We start from the raw sequence: 15,019 nt of genomic DNA, 5'->3' as shown, positions 1-15,019 counted from the left end.
TTAAAGATAAGTATATAAAGGGGTGTAAAGAGGGGGATTCTATGGAAAAGATAAATTTAATAGATTTAACAAAAGATATAAAAGATCAACATAAAAACTTCGTCGTTTCAAATGTAAATAGTCATTGCTTACGAATCGCTGTATTTACTGGTGAATATGATTGGCACTATCATTCTAATTCGGATGAGTTATTTATTGTATTAGAGGGAGAATTACTTATCGATTTTCAAGACGGAGAAACAGCGGTTTTAAAGCCGAATGATTCTATCTTAATTCCAGCATGTACGATTCATAGAACGAGAGCATTCAAGAGAACTGTAAATCTTTGTTTTGAAAATATAGAGGCTGATACGATTATAGTGGAGCAATTATGAGGGAATTATCTGTAGCCCAGTATAGAAAAATACTTTCGATTTTAGAAAGTAATACAAGAACCACAACTTTTGCTTATGCAGTATGTGATCAAACGATAGATGGTAGGGTTTTTGCAAACGAGGAGTTAACAGCAGGACTAATTATCACAGCTAATGGCATTCATTATTTATTTGGTAATACGCAAGATGAAAGTTATAACGAAGATGTATTTTCGTATATAAAAACGGCCATTGAAAAAACAGAGAAGAGATTTACATTGTTCACTTCGAGTGAAGAGTGGGAAATGATGTTAGAAGAGCGTTTTAGTAATGTGCTTCGGAAAATCCCGCGAATGAAATTTCAAAGAGTAACCTTTGAAGAGAGAAAGCGAGATTGTAACAAAAATACATATGAAGTGAAGCGTATTGATAGAAGAGATATAGAACGAAGTAATGAATTTACACAGGCGTATTATAAAGAATATTGGGGATCAAATGAAGCATTTTTGAATGATGGTTTTGGATTTTGTATAGAACAAAATGGGATGACTGTAGCGGAATGTGTTTCGATATTTAGTGGGAATGGATTTGCTGAAATTGATATCGTGACGCATGAAGCGTATCAAGGGAAAGGGTTAGCTCAAGCTGTCGCAACACGTTTCATTGAACATTGTATACAAAATGATATTACACCGTGTTGGGATTGTTATGTAGACAATATTCCTTCGCAAAAATTAGCTAGTAAATTAAATTTTCATCATCCAATAGAATATGGTTTGTTTGTACGTAAGAGAATGGGGGAATGAAAATGAATGTGGAGTTAACGAGATTTAAAGTGAAACAAGGTAAAAGTCATCGTGTAGATGAATGGATGCAGCTTCTTAATGACAATATGAAAGAAGTGCTGTTGACACTAAACGACGAGAAAATGTACGTAGAGACAATTTTCCGGGAAATAAGAGATGGAGAAGAATACTTATATTGGTATTCTGTGCAAGGAGAAGGCGGGGCTCTTGTCGAAAATTCTCATCATGAAATTGATAAAAAGCATGTAGCGTTTTGGTATGAGTGTATTGATGAAGAAGCACCGTCTGTTGATATGAAAACAGAAGTTGTTATGATTCAAGATGTTGTGAAGGGAGCGATTAAATAATAGAATAGTGTTTTTTGGAGAAGCACATTAAAATAGATGTGCTTTTTATTATGCAAAATTTTAAAAAAGAAAAGCTGTATTTAGATATTTTCAAGTGAAAATAAAGGGGGATTTCAAGAGCATTTTAGGACAAACTATAATGAAAAGACCTACCAATATACGGTGTAGTCGTAACAGGAAAAATAGAGGATTTACAAAGTTTACAAGGGTTACCGTATATTAAGGTTGCTGTTAGAGGTGTAACAGTTGAGAAATATTGATTACGAGTAATTAATGTGAATAATCAGAAAATTTATGTTATAATATGGGAAAAGGAGGTTTATATGAGGCAAATACATGGAGCAATTTATATTTACATAACAATGTTTTTCGTGGCGATATCCTATGGATTGGGGCACGTGTATTCGCATCCTATACTAACTTTTTTAAGCGGAGCATGTATGGCGTTTGCGCTTCTTGTCCACCTTTTCTCAGTTTGGATCGTAAAATTTCAATTAAATATTAGTGAAATAGAAGAAGGCACTTTTTAAAGGGCCTTCTTTTTTAGTAATATTGGCGAAGTCCTTGTAGTAATTTTTCAATTTCGTATTCAGTTTCCTTACATATAGATATTGTACGTAATCTGAAAAATAAGCTACGTAAGAAAGCTTTTATATTTCCGTATAGAAATTCGTATGATTCAATATGTAGTGTTGATTTTTGAACTTGTAATTGAGTTGCTAAATCACGAAGGGCTAATATGAGTACTTCTTCCTTTAGGCCATTTTGCAGCATTGCGACAATTGGATAAACGAGACGCTCATCTTCTTCGTATTTGTAATAGATGGAATGAACACAAACTTTGTTTAATAAAGTTTGTAATATTTCTTCGTAATATAAATTTTCCAGTTTAGGACTATTCACAAGCGCTTCAAATGTATCGGAAGCATGAGCGACACTATGCGCCCAGCCACGTTCTTGGACATAGCCTCGTAAGTCGTGCTCTTTGTTCATATATAAAATTAATTGATCTTTTACATTTAATATATCAGTCTGTGATAAGAAATTATGATTTGTATCCGCATCAATAATGAGCGCAATTAATAATGTCGTAAATGCACGGGTAAATACCGCATCTTCGTCATCCGAATGAATCTTATACAATAAATATTTATCACTGATGCTTTCTAATAATAGTTTCTGCAAGTGTGAGTGTGAAATATAGCCCTTCTTGATGAGATGATAAAAAGTAGAGTAAATAAGTTTATCCCTTAAATAACTATCAGTAACACCGATATGTTCAAGCATATTGGAACTTAAAGAATCAATATGAATTGTGTTGTCCAGTATGTAATTATTATTACGAATTTCTTCTAACTGTTGTTGTAACATATAAACCTCCTATTTTAGAAAATTCTGCATTTTAATAATATAATAAAAGGAAGAAATAGACAATAAAGTGAAGCTTTAATCAGTGGGGGGGTCATCCCCCAACTAACTTCTTTGCTTTCACCGAATTTTGAGGTTGGGGTCTTACTGCCCGTTACTGCGGGATAAATAAGTGCTTTTGAATGGAGGGCATTATGAAGAGAACATTATTCTTTTTTATAAGTATTTTCTTTTTAGGAAGTTGTTCGATTTCGTATGTTACTTTTTCTAGCGAGAGCAAAAGTTGGACGGGGCAATATAAAGGGCATATTAAGGATGACAGTGAAGATGGAAATACAGAATTTAAAAATTTGGAGATTTCTATTCATGGGACCTTTAGTACAATGACAGAAACGTCAGAAGTTCATAAAGGAGCAAGGATTGAAATGAAATCTTCTTGTGTAAGTTGTGCGCCTCTATCTAAAGATGAACCGATAGAGATTGTGATTAAATGGGATGATAAGTATGAAGAGAAGATGGTTTTAAAGCGGAAATAGCAAACATAGAGTGAGGGATAAAAATGAGTAGGAATATGAGAGTTTCTATGTATATATTTTTTAGTGTATTTCTAATCATATTATCAGCGTGTACTACAAAACAAGTAGAGGTAAAAAAAGTACCTGAAGAAGGGTATGTCATAGTAAGAAATGATGCGGTATTTTTTGTCGGTGATAAAACGTTTAATACAAAAGTAGAGTTGCAACATTATATAGAACAACAAATGAATAAAGAACATCCATCAGATATAGTGTTGAGCTTTAAGGAGAAAAACGCATCTAATCGATTAAAAACAGGAGATAAAATAAAAGTATGGTCTTCTCACATACTTGAAAGTTACCCAGGACAAATGATTGTAGAGAAATTTAAAGTAGTAGAAAAATAGAAAAAGGCAGCAATTAAGCTGCCTTTTTCTTATTTTACAAATTGTAATTCTTTCGGGAATTTCGTTAAAATTTCTGATCCGTCTTTTGTGATGTAAATATCATCTTCAATACGAACGCCACCTACGTTTGGTACGTAAATACCTGGTTCGATTGTGAAGACCATACCTTCTTTTAATAGAGAATCGTTGCCTTCTTTTACATCTGGATATTCGTGAACGCTAATTCCAAGTCCGTGACCAAGTCGGTGCGGGAAGAAGTCTCCGTAACCTGCATCCGCGATAACAGAACGAGCAGCATTATCAATTGCGCCAAGTGTAACGCCTGGTTTACATGCTTCAACTGCTTGTAGTTGTCCAGCAAGTACAGTGTTGTAAATGCGAGTTTGTTCTTCAGAAAGTTCACCGAATGCTACTGTACGTGTAATATCAGAGCAATAACCGTCAATAATTACGCCTAAATCAAATAGTACGAAATCGCCGCGCTTCATTTTGTTAGCACCTGGAATACCGTGTGGAAGAGCAGAGTTAGCACCTGCTAATACCATCGTATCAAATGACATTTTATGTATGCCTTTTGTTTTTAATTCGTGTTCAATAATTGCTAATACTTCTAGTTCGCTACGGTTTTCTTTAATTGCATTTACCCCAACTTCAACAGCATAGTCTGCCATTTTAGCTGCTTCACGTAAAATAGAAAGTTCTTTTTCATCCTTAATTAAACGAAGCTCGCGAACTTTTTCCTCTGCTGATTTGAAAGCTGCATTTGGGAATAATTTTGTTAATTCTTCGTAACGTTCTACGTTTAAATGTTCTTTTTCAATTGCAACTGCATTTGCATTGATGCCACGGTCTTTAATTGCTTTTGCAATCATATCCCATGGTCTGTCAGTATCAGTGAATCCGATAATTTCATGTGCCCATCCAGCGTTACGTGCTTGGCCTTCTTCCATTTTAGGGCAAATTAAAATAGGCTCTTTTTCTTGGAATACAAACATACCAAGTAGTCTTTCGTGTGGTTCACAGTGGAAGTTTGTCATGTAGAAAACGTTTGGTGTAGAAGTTAAGAACGCGGCTTCTACGTTTTTTTCTTTTAGCCATTGCATTAAATTTTCTAATCTAGCATTCATCGATTGGCACCCCCGAGATATTTAATTACAAATATAACTTTACCTCGGAAGAAAGCGTTATGACAAGTAAATAGATGTTAGAAAAGACAGGGAATTGAAAAATCATGTAGAATAAAAAGTGAGAATGTGAATAGGGGAGGAATGTAATAATGAAAGTATCTTATCATGGGCATTCAGTTGTAAAGATTGAAACGAATGGAAAAGTGATTTTAATTGATCCATTTTTAACGGGAAATCCGAAAACAGATTTAAAGGCTGAAGATGTAAAAGTAGATGCAATTCTTTTATCGCACGGTCATGGTGATCATGTTGGAGATACAGTAGAGCTTGCGAAGAAAAATAATGCAGTTGTTGTGGCGCCATTTGAACTAGCGACATTTTTAAGTTGGCAAGGTGTAGAAACACATCCGATGCATATTGGTGGTTCACATGAATTTGACTTCGGAAAAGTGAAGTTTACACAAGCATTCCACGGCTCTAGTTATATTGATGAAGAAAATAAGACGATTACATATACAGGTATGCCAGCGGGTATTTTATTTACAGCAGAAGAGAAAACGGTTTACCATGCAGGGGATACGGCTCTATTCTCTGATATGAAGTTAATTGGGGAACTGAATGATATAGATATAGCGTTTTTACCAATTGGTGATAATTTCACAATGGGACCAGAAGATGCTGTTTTAGCAGCAAAATGGATTCATGCGAAAACTGTTGTACCGATGCATTACAATACGTTCCCAGTTATTGAACAGGATCCATATCAATTTGTAGAAAAACTACAAAATTGTACAGGGAAAGTATTAGAAGTTGGAGAAAGTATTACGCTATAAAACAGATACCCTTCATTTGAAAAGACAAGTGAAGGGCTTTTTATGCGTGTAGTACAGCTTTTAAAGTCTGTATTTGTTTAGTTGACTCTTCTCTTTTTGAACGCGGCTGTTCAGGAGTTTCATTCAAATCCATTGCAACTTTTTTCCCATCTACACAAGCTAAAAATACTGCGCCTATAACCTCTAAAATTTTTTTCATCATGTATTCGCTCCTTTGTTTCATTTCTTGTCTTAATTGTATATGGAAGTGTGTGGACGAACTATCGAACGAGATGACAATAGCATTACATTGTTGTAATGGAATGACTAGTGGAATGTAAGGGGCATTTTGTTATAAAAAAAATAGTACAGATATACAAAGAGAGAGTGTAACAGTTTTGAAAATATAGTATACTGGGAATACAACACATGAAGAATTTAGGGAAAAGAAAGTATGGTGAAACCATTTGGCTACCAAACATAATCAAATTTTAGAACATATTAATAGCCTACCGGTAGGGCATAAAATTTCTGTAAGGCAAATTGCGAAAGATTTGAGTGTAAGTGAAGGGACAGCTTACCGTGCGATTAAAGATGCAGAAAATAAAGGATATGTTAGTACAATTGAACGTGTCGGAACAATTCGAATTGAACAAAAGAAGAAAGAGAATATCGAAAAACTAACATATGCAGAAGTCGTTAACATTGTCGATGGTCAAGTACTTGGAGGCAGAGAAGGACTACATAAAACATTAAATAAATTCGTAATCGGGGCTATGAAATTAGAAGCGATGATGCGCTATACAGAAGCGGGGAACTTGCTTATCATCGGGAACCGTACGAATGCACATCAATTAGCATTAGAAACAGGGGCCGCTGTATTAATTACAGGTGGATTTGATACAGAAGAGCATGTGAAAAAGTTAGCAGATGAATTGAAGTTGCCGATTATTTCCAGTAGCTATGATACATTTACGGTCGCAACGTTAATTAACCGCGCGATTTATGATCAACTTATTAAGAAAGAAATTGTACTCGTTGAAGATATTTTAACACCGATTGAAGAAACACTATATTTAAAGCCTAGTGATATCGTGCAGAAATGGCATGAGTACAATGAAGAGACGATGCATGGACGTTATCCAATTGTGGATGAAAATAAAAAGGTGTTAGGTATCGTAACTTCGAAAGATATGATTGGTGTTGCGAAAGATACACCAATTGATAAAGTGATGACGAAACACCCTATTACGGTAAATGGAAAGATGTCTGTCGCAGCTGCAGCGCGTATGATGGTATGGGAAGGTATTGAATTACTTCCTGTTGTGGAAGATGGAAATAAATTGCAAGGTATCATTAGTCGTCAAGATGTACTTCAGGCATTACAGATGATTCAGCGTCAACCACAAGTTGGTGAAACGATTGATGATATTGTAACGAATCAATTTATGACGCCGAAAGAAGCAAAAAATGAGCATTTGTATCAATTTTCAGTGACACCACAAATGACGAATTCAATCGGAACATTATCTTACGGTGTATTTACAACAATTGTGACAGAAGCAACAAACCGTGTCATTCGTGCTCAGAAGAAGAGTGATTCAATTGTTGAGAACTTAACAATTTATTTTGTAAAGCCGGTTCAGATTGATAATGTTGTATCCGTTCATCCGAAAGTATTAGAAATTGGCCGTAAATTTGGTAAGGTTGATGTAGAAGTACACCATGAAGGTAATGTTGTTGGAAAAGCATTACTTATGGTGCAATTGATTGATAAATAAAAAGATGGAACAAATCGTTTTGATTTGTTCCATCTTTTTTTATGTAGAGAGTGATTTATATAATATTAAATGACAGAATATTAATTTATTTAGATGGTAGACTATGTTACAATTATATTGTAAGAAAATGGATTTTGAGGAGGCGGTATGCAATATGTCATTAGAAATAATCTTCTTTGGTGGTATCGCACTATTTTACTTTCTTGTAATGATACCGATCCAATATTTATATTTACAAGGTTTACATGAAAAAAGGAAACGTACAGGATTATCTCAGCGAGAACTATATGAAAAAATGTCTTTTGAAGAGGAACAATTACATTTTCATGTGCAAGGCAACCTATTTAATATACCTTCTGCGTTTGTTGCATATATGATTTTAAAAAGTAGAGGACGTAAAAAAGCATCACAATGGTGATGCTTTTTTACGTTGCTTCATAAGCTTCTGCTTCTTTAACTGCTAATGGAAAGAAATGTTTATATTGGCGAAATCCATTAAATGCACTCGCACTACCAAATAGAACGAATAAAACACCGACGATCATACGAGCGGTTGAAAGTTCTAAAAAGAATTGGTTTATCCCGAAGAATAAGACGAATGAACCGAGTGCCATTGCGGATTTTCCTGAGAGCCAACCTTTTTCCATTGGGCGGTTTGTACGAAAGTATTTTGTTTTGTAGAAGAGGTACAACATAAATGAGACGATAATACAGAAGACTAATACTGGCATAATGCACACTCCCATCGCTTTGTGAAAAATTATAGTGAAGAAAAAAGAAATATCTAAACTTTCTAATTTTTATTATAAAGCAATTGTTCGCATGTATGAAATACTTTCCGTTATAATGGAGGATAAAGTGAAGAAGTTGAATAAAAAGGAGATTATACATATGCATGAGCAAATTTTAGGAGTAATTAAAGAATTTGAGACAATTATTATTCATCGTCATGTGCGTCCGGATCCAGATGCGTTAGGTTCACAAGGCGGTCTTGGTACGATTTTGCAAGAATCGTTTCCAGAGAAAAATATTTATACGGTTGGGTACAATGAACCGTCACTAGCATACTTACGAGTAATGGATAATATTGAAGATAGCGTATACGAAAATGCACTTGTTATCGTTTGTGATACTGCGAACCAAGAACGTGTTGACGATCAACGCTATACAAAAGGGAAGATGTTAATCAAAATTGATCATCATCCAAATGAAGATCCGTACGGAGATATTACGTGGGTAGATACGACAGCAAGTTCTACAAGTGAAATGATTTATGAGTTTTATAACTATGGAAAAGATAAAGGATTAAAAATAACAAAAGAAGCAGCTCGCCTTATTTTAGCAGGGATTGTTGGAGATACAGGTCGTTTCTTATTCCCGAATACAACAGCAAAAACACTCCTTTACGTAAGTGAGCTTGTTGATATGGGTGTGAAATTCACAGATTTATACAATGAAATGTATAAGACAAAAGAAAAAATCGCTCGTTTAAACGGTTATATTTTACAAAACTTTACGATGGTAGAAGAAGGAGCAGCTTACATTAAATTAACGAAAGAAGTATTAGAAGAATTTGATGTACTTCCTTCTGAAGCATCTGGTGTTGTTGGAGCGCTTGGTAATATTGACGGATTAAAGGCATGGGTTCTATTTTTAGAGGAAGACGATGTAATTCGTGTTCGCCTTCGTTCAAAAGGGCCAGTTATAAATAAATTAGCAATGCAATATAACGGCGGAGGACATCCGATGGCTTCTGGTGCAAAAGCATCTTCTTGGGAAGAAGCGGATCGTCTGTTTGCTGATTTACGTGATATTTGTAAATAAGAGAGTATATGTTAAAACGAAAAGAAGGAGCGGCACTTAAGCCCTCCTTCTTTATTTTTCTTTCTCTATATCAATACTAATTTCAAGTACAGTATCAAAAGAAATTGTATCGACTTTAAAGCGGTATATACGATCGTAATGTTTGTACGTTTTGTTTTCGATTGCTTTTTTGAGTAGGTCTTTATTTTTTGCGATACTTTGAATGTTTTTCGTTAAAAGATGTTGGAGGTCATTATGGATAGAAGTGGTCATATTTTCGAGTGTTAGATTGTCTAAATCATATTTTTCTCGATTTATTATTTTTATTTTAATCTCTTGAATTGTTAAGAGACGTTTATTTTCTGTGTTCAACTTTTCTTGATCTTCGAGAAGGACGTGGAGCTTTGCTTCTTGTTTTTCTATAATTTCTCGTTGCTCTGCTATTTTACTAGATTGTTCTTCTTGAAAAACACCGTATATGTACAAAAAAATAAACCAGCTCAACACGCCTCCAACAGCAGCGCCAGCTAAAACTAAGTACCATCTTTTTGCTGTATTGGCACTTGGCACTCTCATACATGTTCCTGCGTTAGCCATTTAATAATAATAAGACCTGTTTGCATGCCGCCAGTTGCGAAAAAAATAAGGAGAATTTGTTTTACGATATCTTTCATATCTCCGCCAAAGAAGCTTCTTTCAAAGCTATAAAAGGTATCAAATGTTCCGCCGATTGCTGCAACGAGTGCCCAAATTCTTAAATTTTGGGCGAATTGATTAATGTAAGTTAGAGCTGGTTTTCCGATAAGAAACGCACCAAATCCACCAATTAATGAACCGCCAAGTATAACCCCAAAGGCAATAAAATAACTAATAATAAGCAGAGAGAAAAAAGTATGTTCTCTTACATCCATCGTCATTCCCCTTTCTTCTTCATATATATGGACAAAGTATGAGAAGTATGTTTTGATTTCCGCTTTCCTCATCACCTATAATGAAAGTAGTCAAATAGGTAAAGAGAGGGTACAACAGTGAAGTTTGTGCATTTACAATGTCAAACCGTTTTTAGTTTATTAAAGAGTGCTTGTAAAATTGATGAGCTTGTAGTCAGGGCGAAAGAGCTTGGTTTTTCATCGTTGGCTATTACGGATGAAAATGTTATGTATGGCGTTATTCCGTTTTATAAAGCATGTAAGAAACATGGTATACAGCCTATTATCGGCTTAACAGCTTCTATTTTTAGTGAAGAAGAAGAGAAGTCTTATCCGCTCGTCTTACTTGCTGAAGATGAAATAGGCTATCAAAATTTATTAAAGATTTCTAGTAGCATTATGACGAAGTCAAAAGAGGGTATTCCGAAGAAGTGGCTTGCGCATTATGCGAAAGGATTAATTGCTATTTCACCAGGTAAAGATGGGGAAATTGAACAATTATTATTAGAAGACAAAGAGGATCAGGCGGAAGAAGTAGCTTGTACATATCAAAATATGTTCGATAATTTTTATATGTGTTTGCAGCATCATGCGATTCAAGATGAACTGCTCCTGCAAGAAAAATTACCTGAATTTATTAGTAAGGTAAATGTCCCAGTCGTTGCAACAAATGATGTGCGCTATATCAATCAAAGTGACGCGCTCGTTCACGAATGTTTACTATCAGTTGAAAGTGGAACGAAAATGACTGATCCAGACAGGCCGAGGCTCAAAACGGATCAATATTATTTAAAGTCATCGGATGAAATGGAAGCACTATTTTCTCACACGGAAGAGGCGATTTACAACACTGTAAAAATTGCAGAACGTTGTAAAGTAGAAATACCGTTTCATGTAAATCAATTACCGAAATTTCCTGTTCCATCTAACGAGACGAATGATACTTACTTACGCCGTGCTTGTGAAGAAGGCTTGCATAAACGTTATGGTACGCCAAAAGAAGTGCATATAAAGCGTTTGAATCATGAACTAAACGTCATTTCTAGTATGGGATTTAGTGATTATTTTCTCATCGTATGGGACTTTATGAAGTATGCACATGAAAATCATATTTTAACAGGACCAGGCCGTGGATCGGCAGCTGGCTCACTCGTTTCGTACGTATTAGAAATTACAGATATTGATCCGATTGAATACGATTTGTTATTTGAAAGATTTTTAAATCCCGAACGTGTGACCCTTCCGGACATTGATATCGATTTTCCAGATATAAGACGTGATGAGATGATCCGATATGTGAAAGATAAGTATGGTCAGCTCCGCGTGGCGCAAATTGTAACGTTTGGGACGCTTGCAGCGAAAGCAGCAATTAGAGATATTGCTCGTGTAATGGGACTTCCGCCGCGAGACATTGACATATTTTCAAAACTTATTCCATCAAAGCTTGGTATAACGTTAAAAGATGCATATGAAGAATCACAATCACTCCGTGAGTTTATACAAGGGAATCTTCTTCATGAGCGTGTGTTTGAAATTGCAAAACGTGTAGAAGGCTTACCTCGTCATACGTCTATTCATGCCGCTGGCGTTATTATGAGTCAAGAACCGTTAACGGGTAGTGTAGCAATTCAAGAAGGACATAACGATGTTTATGTTACGCAATATCCTGCTGATGCATTAGAAGAACTCGGGTTGCTCAAGATGGACTTTTTAGGCTTACGTAATTTAACGTTACTTGAAAATATTATAAAGTTTATTGTGAAAAAAACGGGGAAAGAAATTGATATAAGGAATTTACCTCTCCAAGATGAAAAGACGTTCCAATTGCTAGGGAGAGGGGATACAACGGGGGTATTCCAGCTTGAATCAGGTGGTATGCGAAATGTACTTCGCGGATTAAAACCGAATGAGTTTGAAGACATTGTCGCTGTTAACTCGTTATACAGACCAGGACCGATGGAGCAAATCCCAACCTTTATTGAATCGAAGCACGGAAAAAGAAAAATTGAATATTTACATCCGGATTTAAAGCCGATTTTAGAAAGAACATACGGTGTAATTGTATACCAAGAACAAATTATGCAAATTGCATCGAAGTTAGCAGGATTTTCGCTCGGAGAAGCGGATTTATTACGCCGAGCAGTGAGTAAAAAAAATCGTGATATTTTAGATCAGGAACGTCAGCATTTCGTGCAAGGTTGTTTGCGAAACGGATACGATGAGACATCAGCAGATAAAATTTACGATTTGATTGTAAGATTTGCGAATTACGGTTTTAACCGAAGTCACGCTGTGGCTTACAGTATGATCGGATATCAGCTTGCCTACTTAAAAGCGAATTATACGTTGGAATTTATGACAGCATTATTATCAAGTGCAATTGGAAATGAAGATAAGATTGTGCAGTATATACGAGAAACGAAGCGGAAAGGTTTCCACGTTTTGCCACCGTCACTTCAGAAGAGTGGTTACAACTTCCAAATAGAAGGGAATGCGATACGTTACAGCTTACTTTCAATTCGAAATATCGGAATGGCTACAGTGACGGCATTGTTAGAAGAACGAGAGAGCAAAATGTTTGAGGATTTATTTGAATTTTGTCTTCGTATGCCAGCGAAGTTTGTAACAGAACGAAATTTAGAGGCGTTCGTCTGGTCGGGATGTTTTGACGATTTTGGTATTTCGAGAACGAATTTATGGAAAAGCCTTAAAGGAGCGTTAGAGTACGCAAATCTTGCCCGTGATTTAGGGGATGCTGTTCCAAAATCAAAATATGTACAAGGAGAAGAGCTCTCTTTTATTGAACAGTTAAATAAAGAAAAGGAAGCACTTGGCTTTTATTTATCAAGCTATCCGACAGCGCAGTATGTGAAGTTAGCAAAAGAATTAGAAATTCCATCTCTCGCTCAGGCGATGCGAAATAAGAAAAAAGTACAAAGGGCTATCGTGTATATAACAAGTGTGAGAGTCATTCGTACGAAAAAATTGCAAAAGATGGCGTTTATTACATTCTGTGATCAAAATGATGAAATGGAAGCGGTTGTTTTCCCGGACACGTATATACATTTCTCAGACAAGTTACAAGAAGGGGCAATTGTTTTAGTTGACGGTACGATTGAGCTAAGAAATCATAAGCTGCAATGGATTGTAAACGGACTATATCCGTTAGAAGAAATGGATGTTTATGAAGAAAAGAAAGATGCATCTGTTTACGTGAAATTGCCGTCTCAGTATGAAAAAAAGCTTTTGAATCAGGTTACAAAAATATTGTTTGACTATTCGGGTTTTGCGAAAGTACTAATTTATTATGAAAAGGAACATAAAATGGTACAATTATCTCGAAGTTTATCGATTCATCCAAGTGAAAAATGCTTAGGAACACTTCGTGAAATTGTCGGGGAAGAGAATGTAGTTGTGAAAATATAATGGACAATTTCCCTACACTTCGATTATTATAGTAGTAGTGTTCGTGGTCAGACCACTTGGAGAAATTGATACCAGCTAGAATAATTTGAGGAGAGTGGATAGTTTGTCAACACTTCGTGAAGAAGCACTTCACATGCATAAAGTGCATCAAGGAAAATTAGAAACTGTATCAAAAGTAAAAGTAGAAAATGCAAAAGATTTAAGTCTTGCATATTCTCCAGGGGTTGCAGAGCCTTGTAAAGAAATTTATGACGATAAAAGTAAGGTATATGAATATACGATGAAGGGAAATATGGTAGCAGTTGTGACGGATGGAACGGCTGTACTTGGTCTTGGTAACATTGGACCTGAAGCATCTCTTCCAGTAATGGAAGGTAAAGCTGTATTATTCAAGAGCTTTGCTGGTGTAGATGCATTCCCAATCGCCTTAAATACAAACGATGTAGATAAAATTGTTGAAACTGTAAAATTAATGGAGCCAACTTTTGGCGGCGTTAACTTAGAAGATATCGCAGCACCAAACTGCTTCATTATTGAAGAACGTTTGAAGAAAGAAACAAATATTCCTATCTTCCATGATGATCAACACGGAACAGCTATCGTAACAGTAGCGGGCCTTGTGAATGCGCTGAAATTAGTTGGAAAGAAAATGTCTGACATTAAAGTTGTCGCAAATGGCGCAGGTGCAGCAGGTATTGCAATTATTAAACTTTTATATCGCTATGGAGTACGCGACATTATTATGTGTGACCGTAAAGGTGCAATCTATGATGGTCGTCCTACTGGTATGAATCCAGTGAAAGATGAAGTTGCAAAATATACAAATAAGAATCGTATAGAAGGTTCTTTAGCTGATGTTGTACAAGGTGCGGACGTATTCATTGGTGTATCTGCAGAAGGTGCATTAACAGAAGAGATGGTTCGTACAATGAATGACAATGCGATTATTTTTGCAATGGCGAATCCGGTTCCGGAAATTATGCCAGAATTGGCAAAAGCAGCGGGCGCAGCTGTTGTTGGAACAGGTCGTTCTGACTTCCCGAACCAAGTAAATAATGTACTAGCGTTCCCTGGTATTTTCCGCGGTGCACTTGACGTACATGCGACACAAATTAACGAAGAAATGAAGATGGCAGCTGTACAGGCTATTGCTGAGCTTGTAGCAGAAGATGAGTTGAATGCAGACTATATCATTCCGGCACCGTTTGACGCGCGTGTAGCGCCTCGAGTGGCAGCTTACGTTGCGAAAGCAGCAATGGAGACAGGAGTAGCTCGTCGTCAAGTAGATCCAAATGAAGTTGCTGAGAAAACAAAACAATTAGCGCTGATTGGTAAAGAATAAGCG

At 35.9% G+C, this 15,019-nt stretch carries 18 protein-coding genes and 1 pseudogene; 13 read left to right on the top strand and 6 right to left on the bottom strand.

The genetic code is table 11. The features are described from left to right. Nucleotides 1–41 precede the first annotated feature (41 nt). The 5 genes and pseudogenes from BTOYO_RS09340 to BTOYO_RS09325 all read left to right on the top strand — a co-directional run bounded on the left by BTOYO_RS09340 (nt 42) and on the right by BTOYO_RS09325 (nt 2,036). Complete coding sequence (locus tag BTOYO_RS09340; RefSeq protein ID WP_000411489.1) at nt 42–374, top strand: cupin domain-containing protein; 333 nt, start codon at nt 42–44, stop codon at nt 372–374. Beyond that, nucleotides 371–1,159, top strand: a complete 789-nt coding sequence (locus tag BTOYO_RS09335; RefSeq protein WP_001208745.1) for a GNAT family N-acetyltransferase — start codon at nt 371–373, stop codon at nt 1,157–1,159. Before BTOYO_RS09340 ends, BTOYO_RS09335 begins: the two co-directional genes overlap by 4 nt. Before the next feature lie 2 nt (nt 1,160–1,161). Beyond that, entirely contained in the window at nt 1,162–1,506 is a 345-nt protein-coding gene (locus BTOYO_RS09330) for a DUF6176 family protein (RefSeq protein ID WP_002039747.1), read from the top strand. Between the two features lie 143 nt (nt 1,507–1,649). Beyond that, nucleotides 1,650–1,766, top strand: a pseudogene (locus BTOYO_RS28385) (anti sigma factor C-terminal domain-containing protein); the annotation flags it as partial. A gap of 63 nt (nt 1,767–1,829) precedes the next feature. After that, on the top strand, nt 1,830–2,036 hold the full coding sequence (locus tag BTOYO_RS09325) for a hypothetical protein (RefSeq protein ID WP_001248905.1): 207 nt from the start codon (nt 1,830–1,832) through the stop codon (nt 2,034–2,036). A 13-nt stretch (nt 2,037–2,049) separates the two neighbouring features. Here BTOYO_RS09325 and BTOYO_RS09320 read toward each other — a convergent pair whose 3' ends face one another. Continuing rightward, nucleotides 2,050–2,877, bottom strand: coding sequence for a DUF2785 domain-containing protein (locus BTOYO_RS09320; protein WP_000941466.1), 828 nt, complete (start codon nt 2,875–2,877; stop codon nt 2,050–2,052). A gap of 179 nt (nt 2,878–3,056) precedes the next feature. Between BTOYO_RS09320 and BTOYO_RS09315 the strand changes: the two genes are divergently transcribed. Continuing rightward, entirely contained in the window at nt 3,057–3,410 is a 354-nt protein-coding gene (locus tag BTOYO_RS09315; protein ID WP_002039748.1) for a hypothetical protein, read from the top strand. A 23-nt stretch (nt 3,411–3,433) separates the two neighbouring features. Then, the gene (locus BTOYO_RS09310; RefSeq protein ID WP_000089306.1) at nt 3,434–3,796 is read left to right on the top strand and encodes a DUF3221 domain-containing protein; all 363 of its coding nucleotides are present in this window, start codon (nt 3,434–3,436) and stop codon (nt 3,794–3,796) included. A gap of 29 nt (nt 3,797–3,825) precedes the next feature. Here the strand turns inward: BTOYO_RS09310 and pepQ are convergent, their stop codons facing one another. Beyond that, on the bottom strand, nt 3,826–4,923 hold the full coding sequence (gene pepQ, locus BTOYO_RS09305) for a Xaa-Pro dipeptidase (RefSeq protein WP_000994035.1): 1,098 nt from the start codon (nt 4,921–4,923) through the stop codon (nt 3,826–3,828). Nucleotides 4,924–5,072: 149 nt separating this feature from the next. On the opposite strand from pepQ, the gene BTOYO_RS09300 reads away from it, so the two are divergent. Next, nucleotides 5,073–5,756: a metal-dependent hydrolase gene (locus BTOYO_RS09300; RefSeq protein ID WP_000868935.1), complete on the top strand. Its 684-nt coding sequence runs from the start codon at nt 5,073–5,075 to the stop codon at nt 5,754–5,756. A 40-nt stretch (nt 5,757–5,796) separates the two neighbouring features. Here BTOYO_RS09300 and BTOYO_RS27690 read toward each other — a convergent pair whose 3' ends face one another. Further along, the gene (locus BTOYO_RS27690; RefSeq protein WP_000976100.1) at nt 5,797–5,958 is read right to left on the bottom strand and encodes a hypothetical protein; all 162 of its coding nucleotides are present in this window, start codon (nt 5,956–5,958) and stop codon (nt 5,797–5,799) included. A 244-nt stretch (nt 5,959–6,202) separates the two neighbouring features. Here BTOYO_RS27690 and BTOYO_RS09290 point away from each other — a divergent pair, with 244 nt between their 5' ends. Further along, entirely contained in the window at nt 6,203–7,516 is a 1,314-nt protein-coding gene (locus BTOYO_RS09290) for a DRTGG domain-containing protein (protein ID WP_000201581.1), read from the top strand. Between the two features lie 154 nt (nt 7,517–7,670). Next, nucleotides 7,671–7,934 (top strand): DUF3949 domain-containing protein, encoded by a 264-nt coding sequence (locus tag BTOYO_RS09285; RefSeq protein WP_000051060.1) that lies wholly within the window; start codon nt 7,671–7,673, stop codon nt 7,932–7,934. Nucleotides 7,935–7,941: 7 nt separating this feature from the next. Here the strand turns inward: BTOYO_RS09285 and BTOYO_RS09280 are convergent, their stop codons facing one another. Then, nucleotides 7,942–8,247, bottom strand: a complete 306-nt coding sequence (locus tag BTOYO_RS09280; RefSeq protein ID WP_001144779.1) for a YtpI family protein — start codon at nt 8,245–8,247, stop codon at nt 7,942–7,944. A gap of 160 nt (nt 8,248–8,407) precedes the next feature. Here BTOYO_RS09280 and BTOYO_RS09275 point away from each other — a divergent pair, with 160 nt between their 5' ends. Next, nucleotides 8,408–9,340 carry a DHH family phosphoesterase gene (locus BTOYO_RS09275; protein WP_000545156.1) on the top strand — a complete coding sequence of 311 codons (933 nt, stop codon included), beginning with the start codon at nt 8,408–8,410 and terminating at the stop codon, nt 9,338–9,340. Nucleotides 9,341–9,391: 51 nt separating this feature from the next. Here BTOYO_RS09275 and ytrI read toward each other — a convergent pair whose 3' ends face one another. Both ytrI and BTOYO_RS09265 read right to left on the bottom strand, forming a co-directional pair. Beyond that, nucleotides 9,392–9,895, bottom strand: a complete 504-nt coding sequence (gene ytrI / locus BTOYO_RS09270; protein WP_001265738.1) for a sporulation membrane protein YtrI — start codon at nt 9,893–9,895, stop codon at nt 9,392–9,394. After that, nucleotides 9,892–10,305, bottom strand: coding sequence for a YtrH family sporulation protein (locus tag BTOYO_RS09265; protein WP_002034291.1), 414 nt, complete (start codon nt 10,303–10,305; stop codon nt 9,892–9,894). The genes ytrI and BTOYO_RS09265 overlap by 4 nt, the downstream gene beginning before the upstream one ends. A 42-nt stretch (nt 10,306–10,347) precedes the next feature. Here BTOYO_RS09265 and dnaE point away from each other — a divergent pair, with 42 nt between their 5' ends. Further along, nucleotides 10,348–13,674 (top strand): DNA polymerase III subunit alpha, encoded by a 3,327-nt coding sequence (gene dnaE / locus BTOYO_RS09260; protein WP_000673709.1) that lies wholly within the window; start codon nt 10,348–10,350, stop codon nt 13,672–13,674. 133 nt (nt 13,675–13,807) lie between these two features. Next, nucleotides 13,808–15,016, top strand: a complete 1,209-nt coding sequence (gene ystJ / locus BTOYO_RS09255; RefSeq protein ID WP_162148121.1) for an NADP-dependent malic enzyme — start codon at nt 13,808–13,810, stop codon at nt 15,014–15,016. Nucleotides 15,017–15,019: the final 3 nt, after the last annotated feature.

The sequence above is a fragment of the Bacillus toyonensis BCT-7112 genome (assembly GCF_000496285.1).
GTDB classification, from domain to species: Bacteria; Bacillota; Bacilli; order Bacillales; family Bacillaceae_G; genus Bacillus_A; species Bacillus_A toyonensis.
The sequence above is the reverse complement of the archived record's forward strand: the minus strand, read 5'-3'. Positions and strand labels throughout refer to the sequence as shown.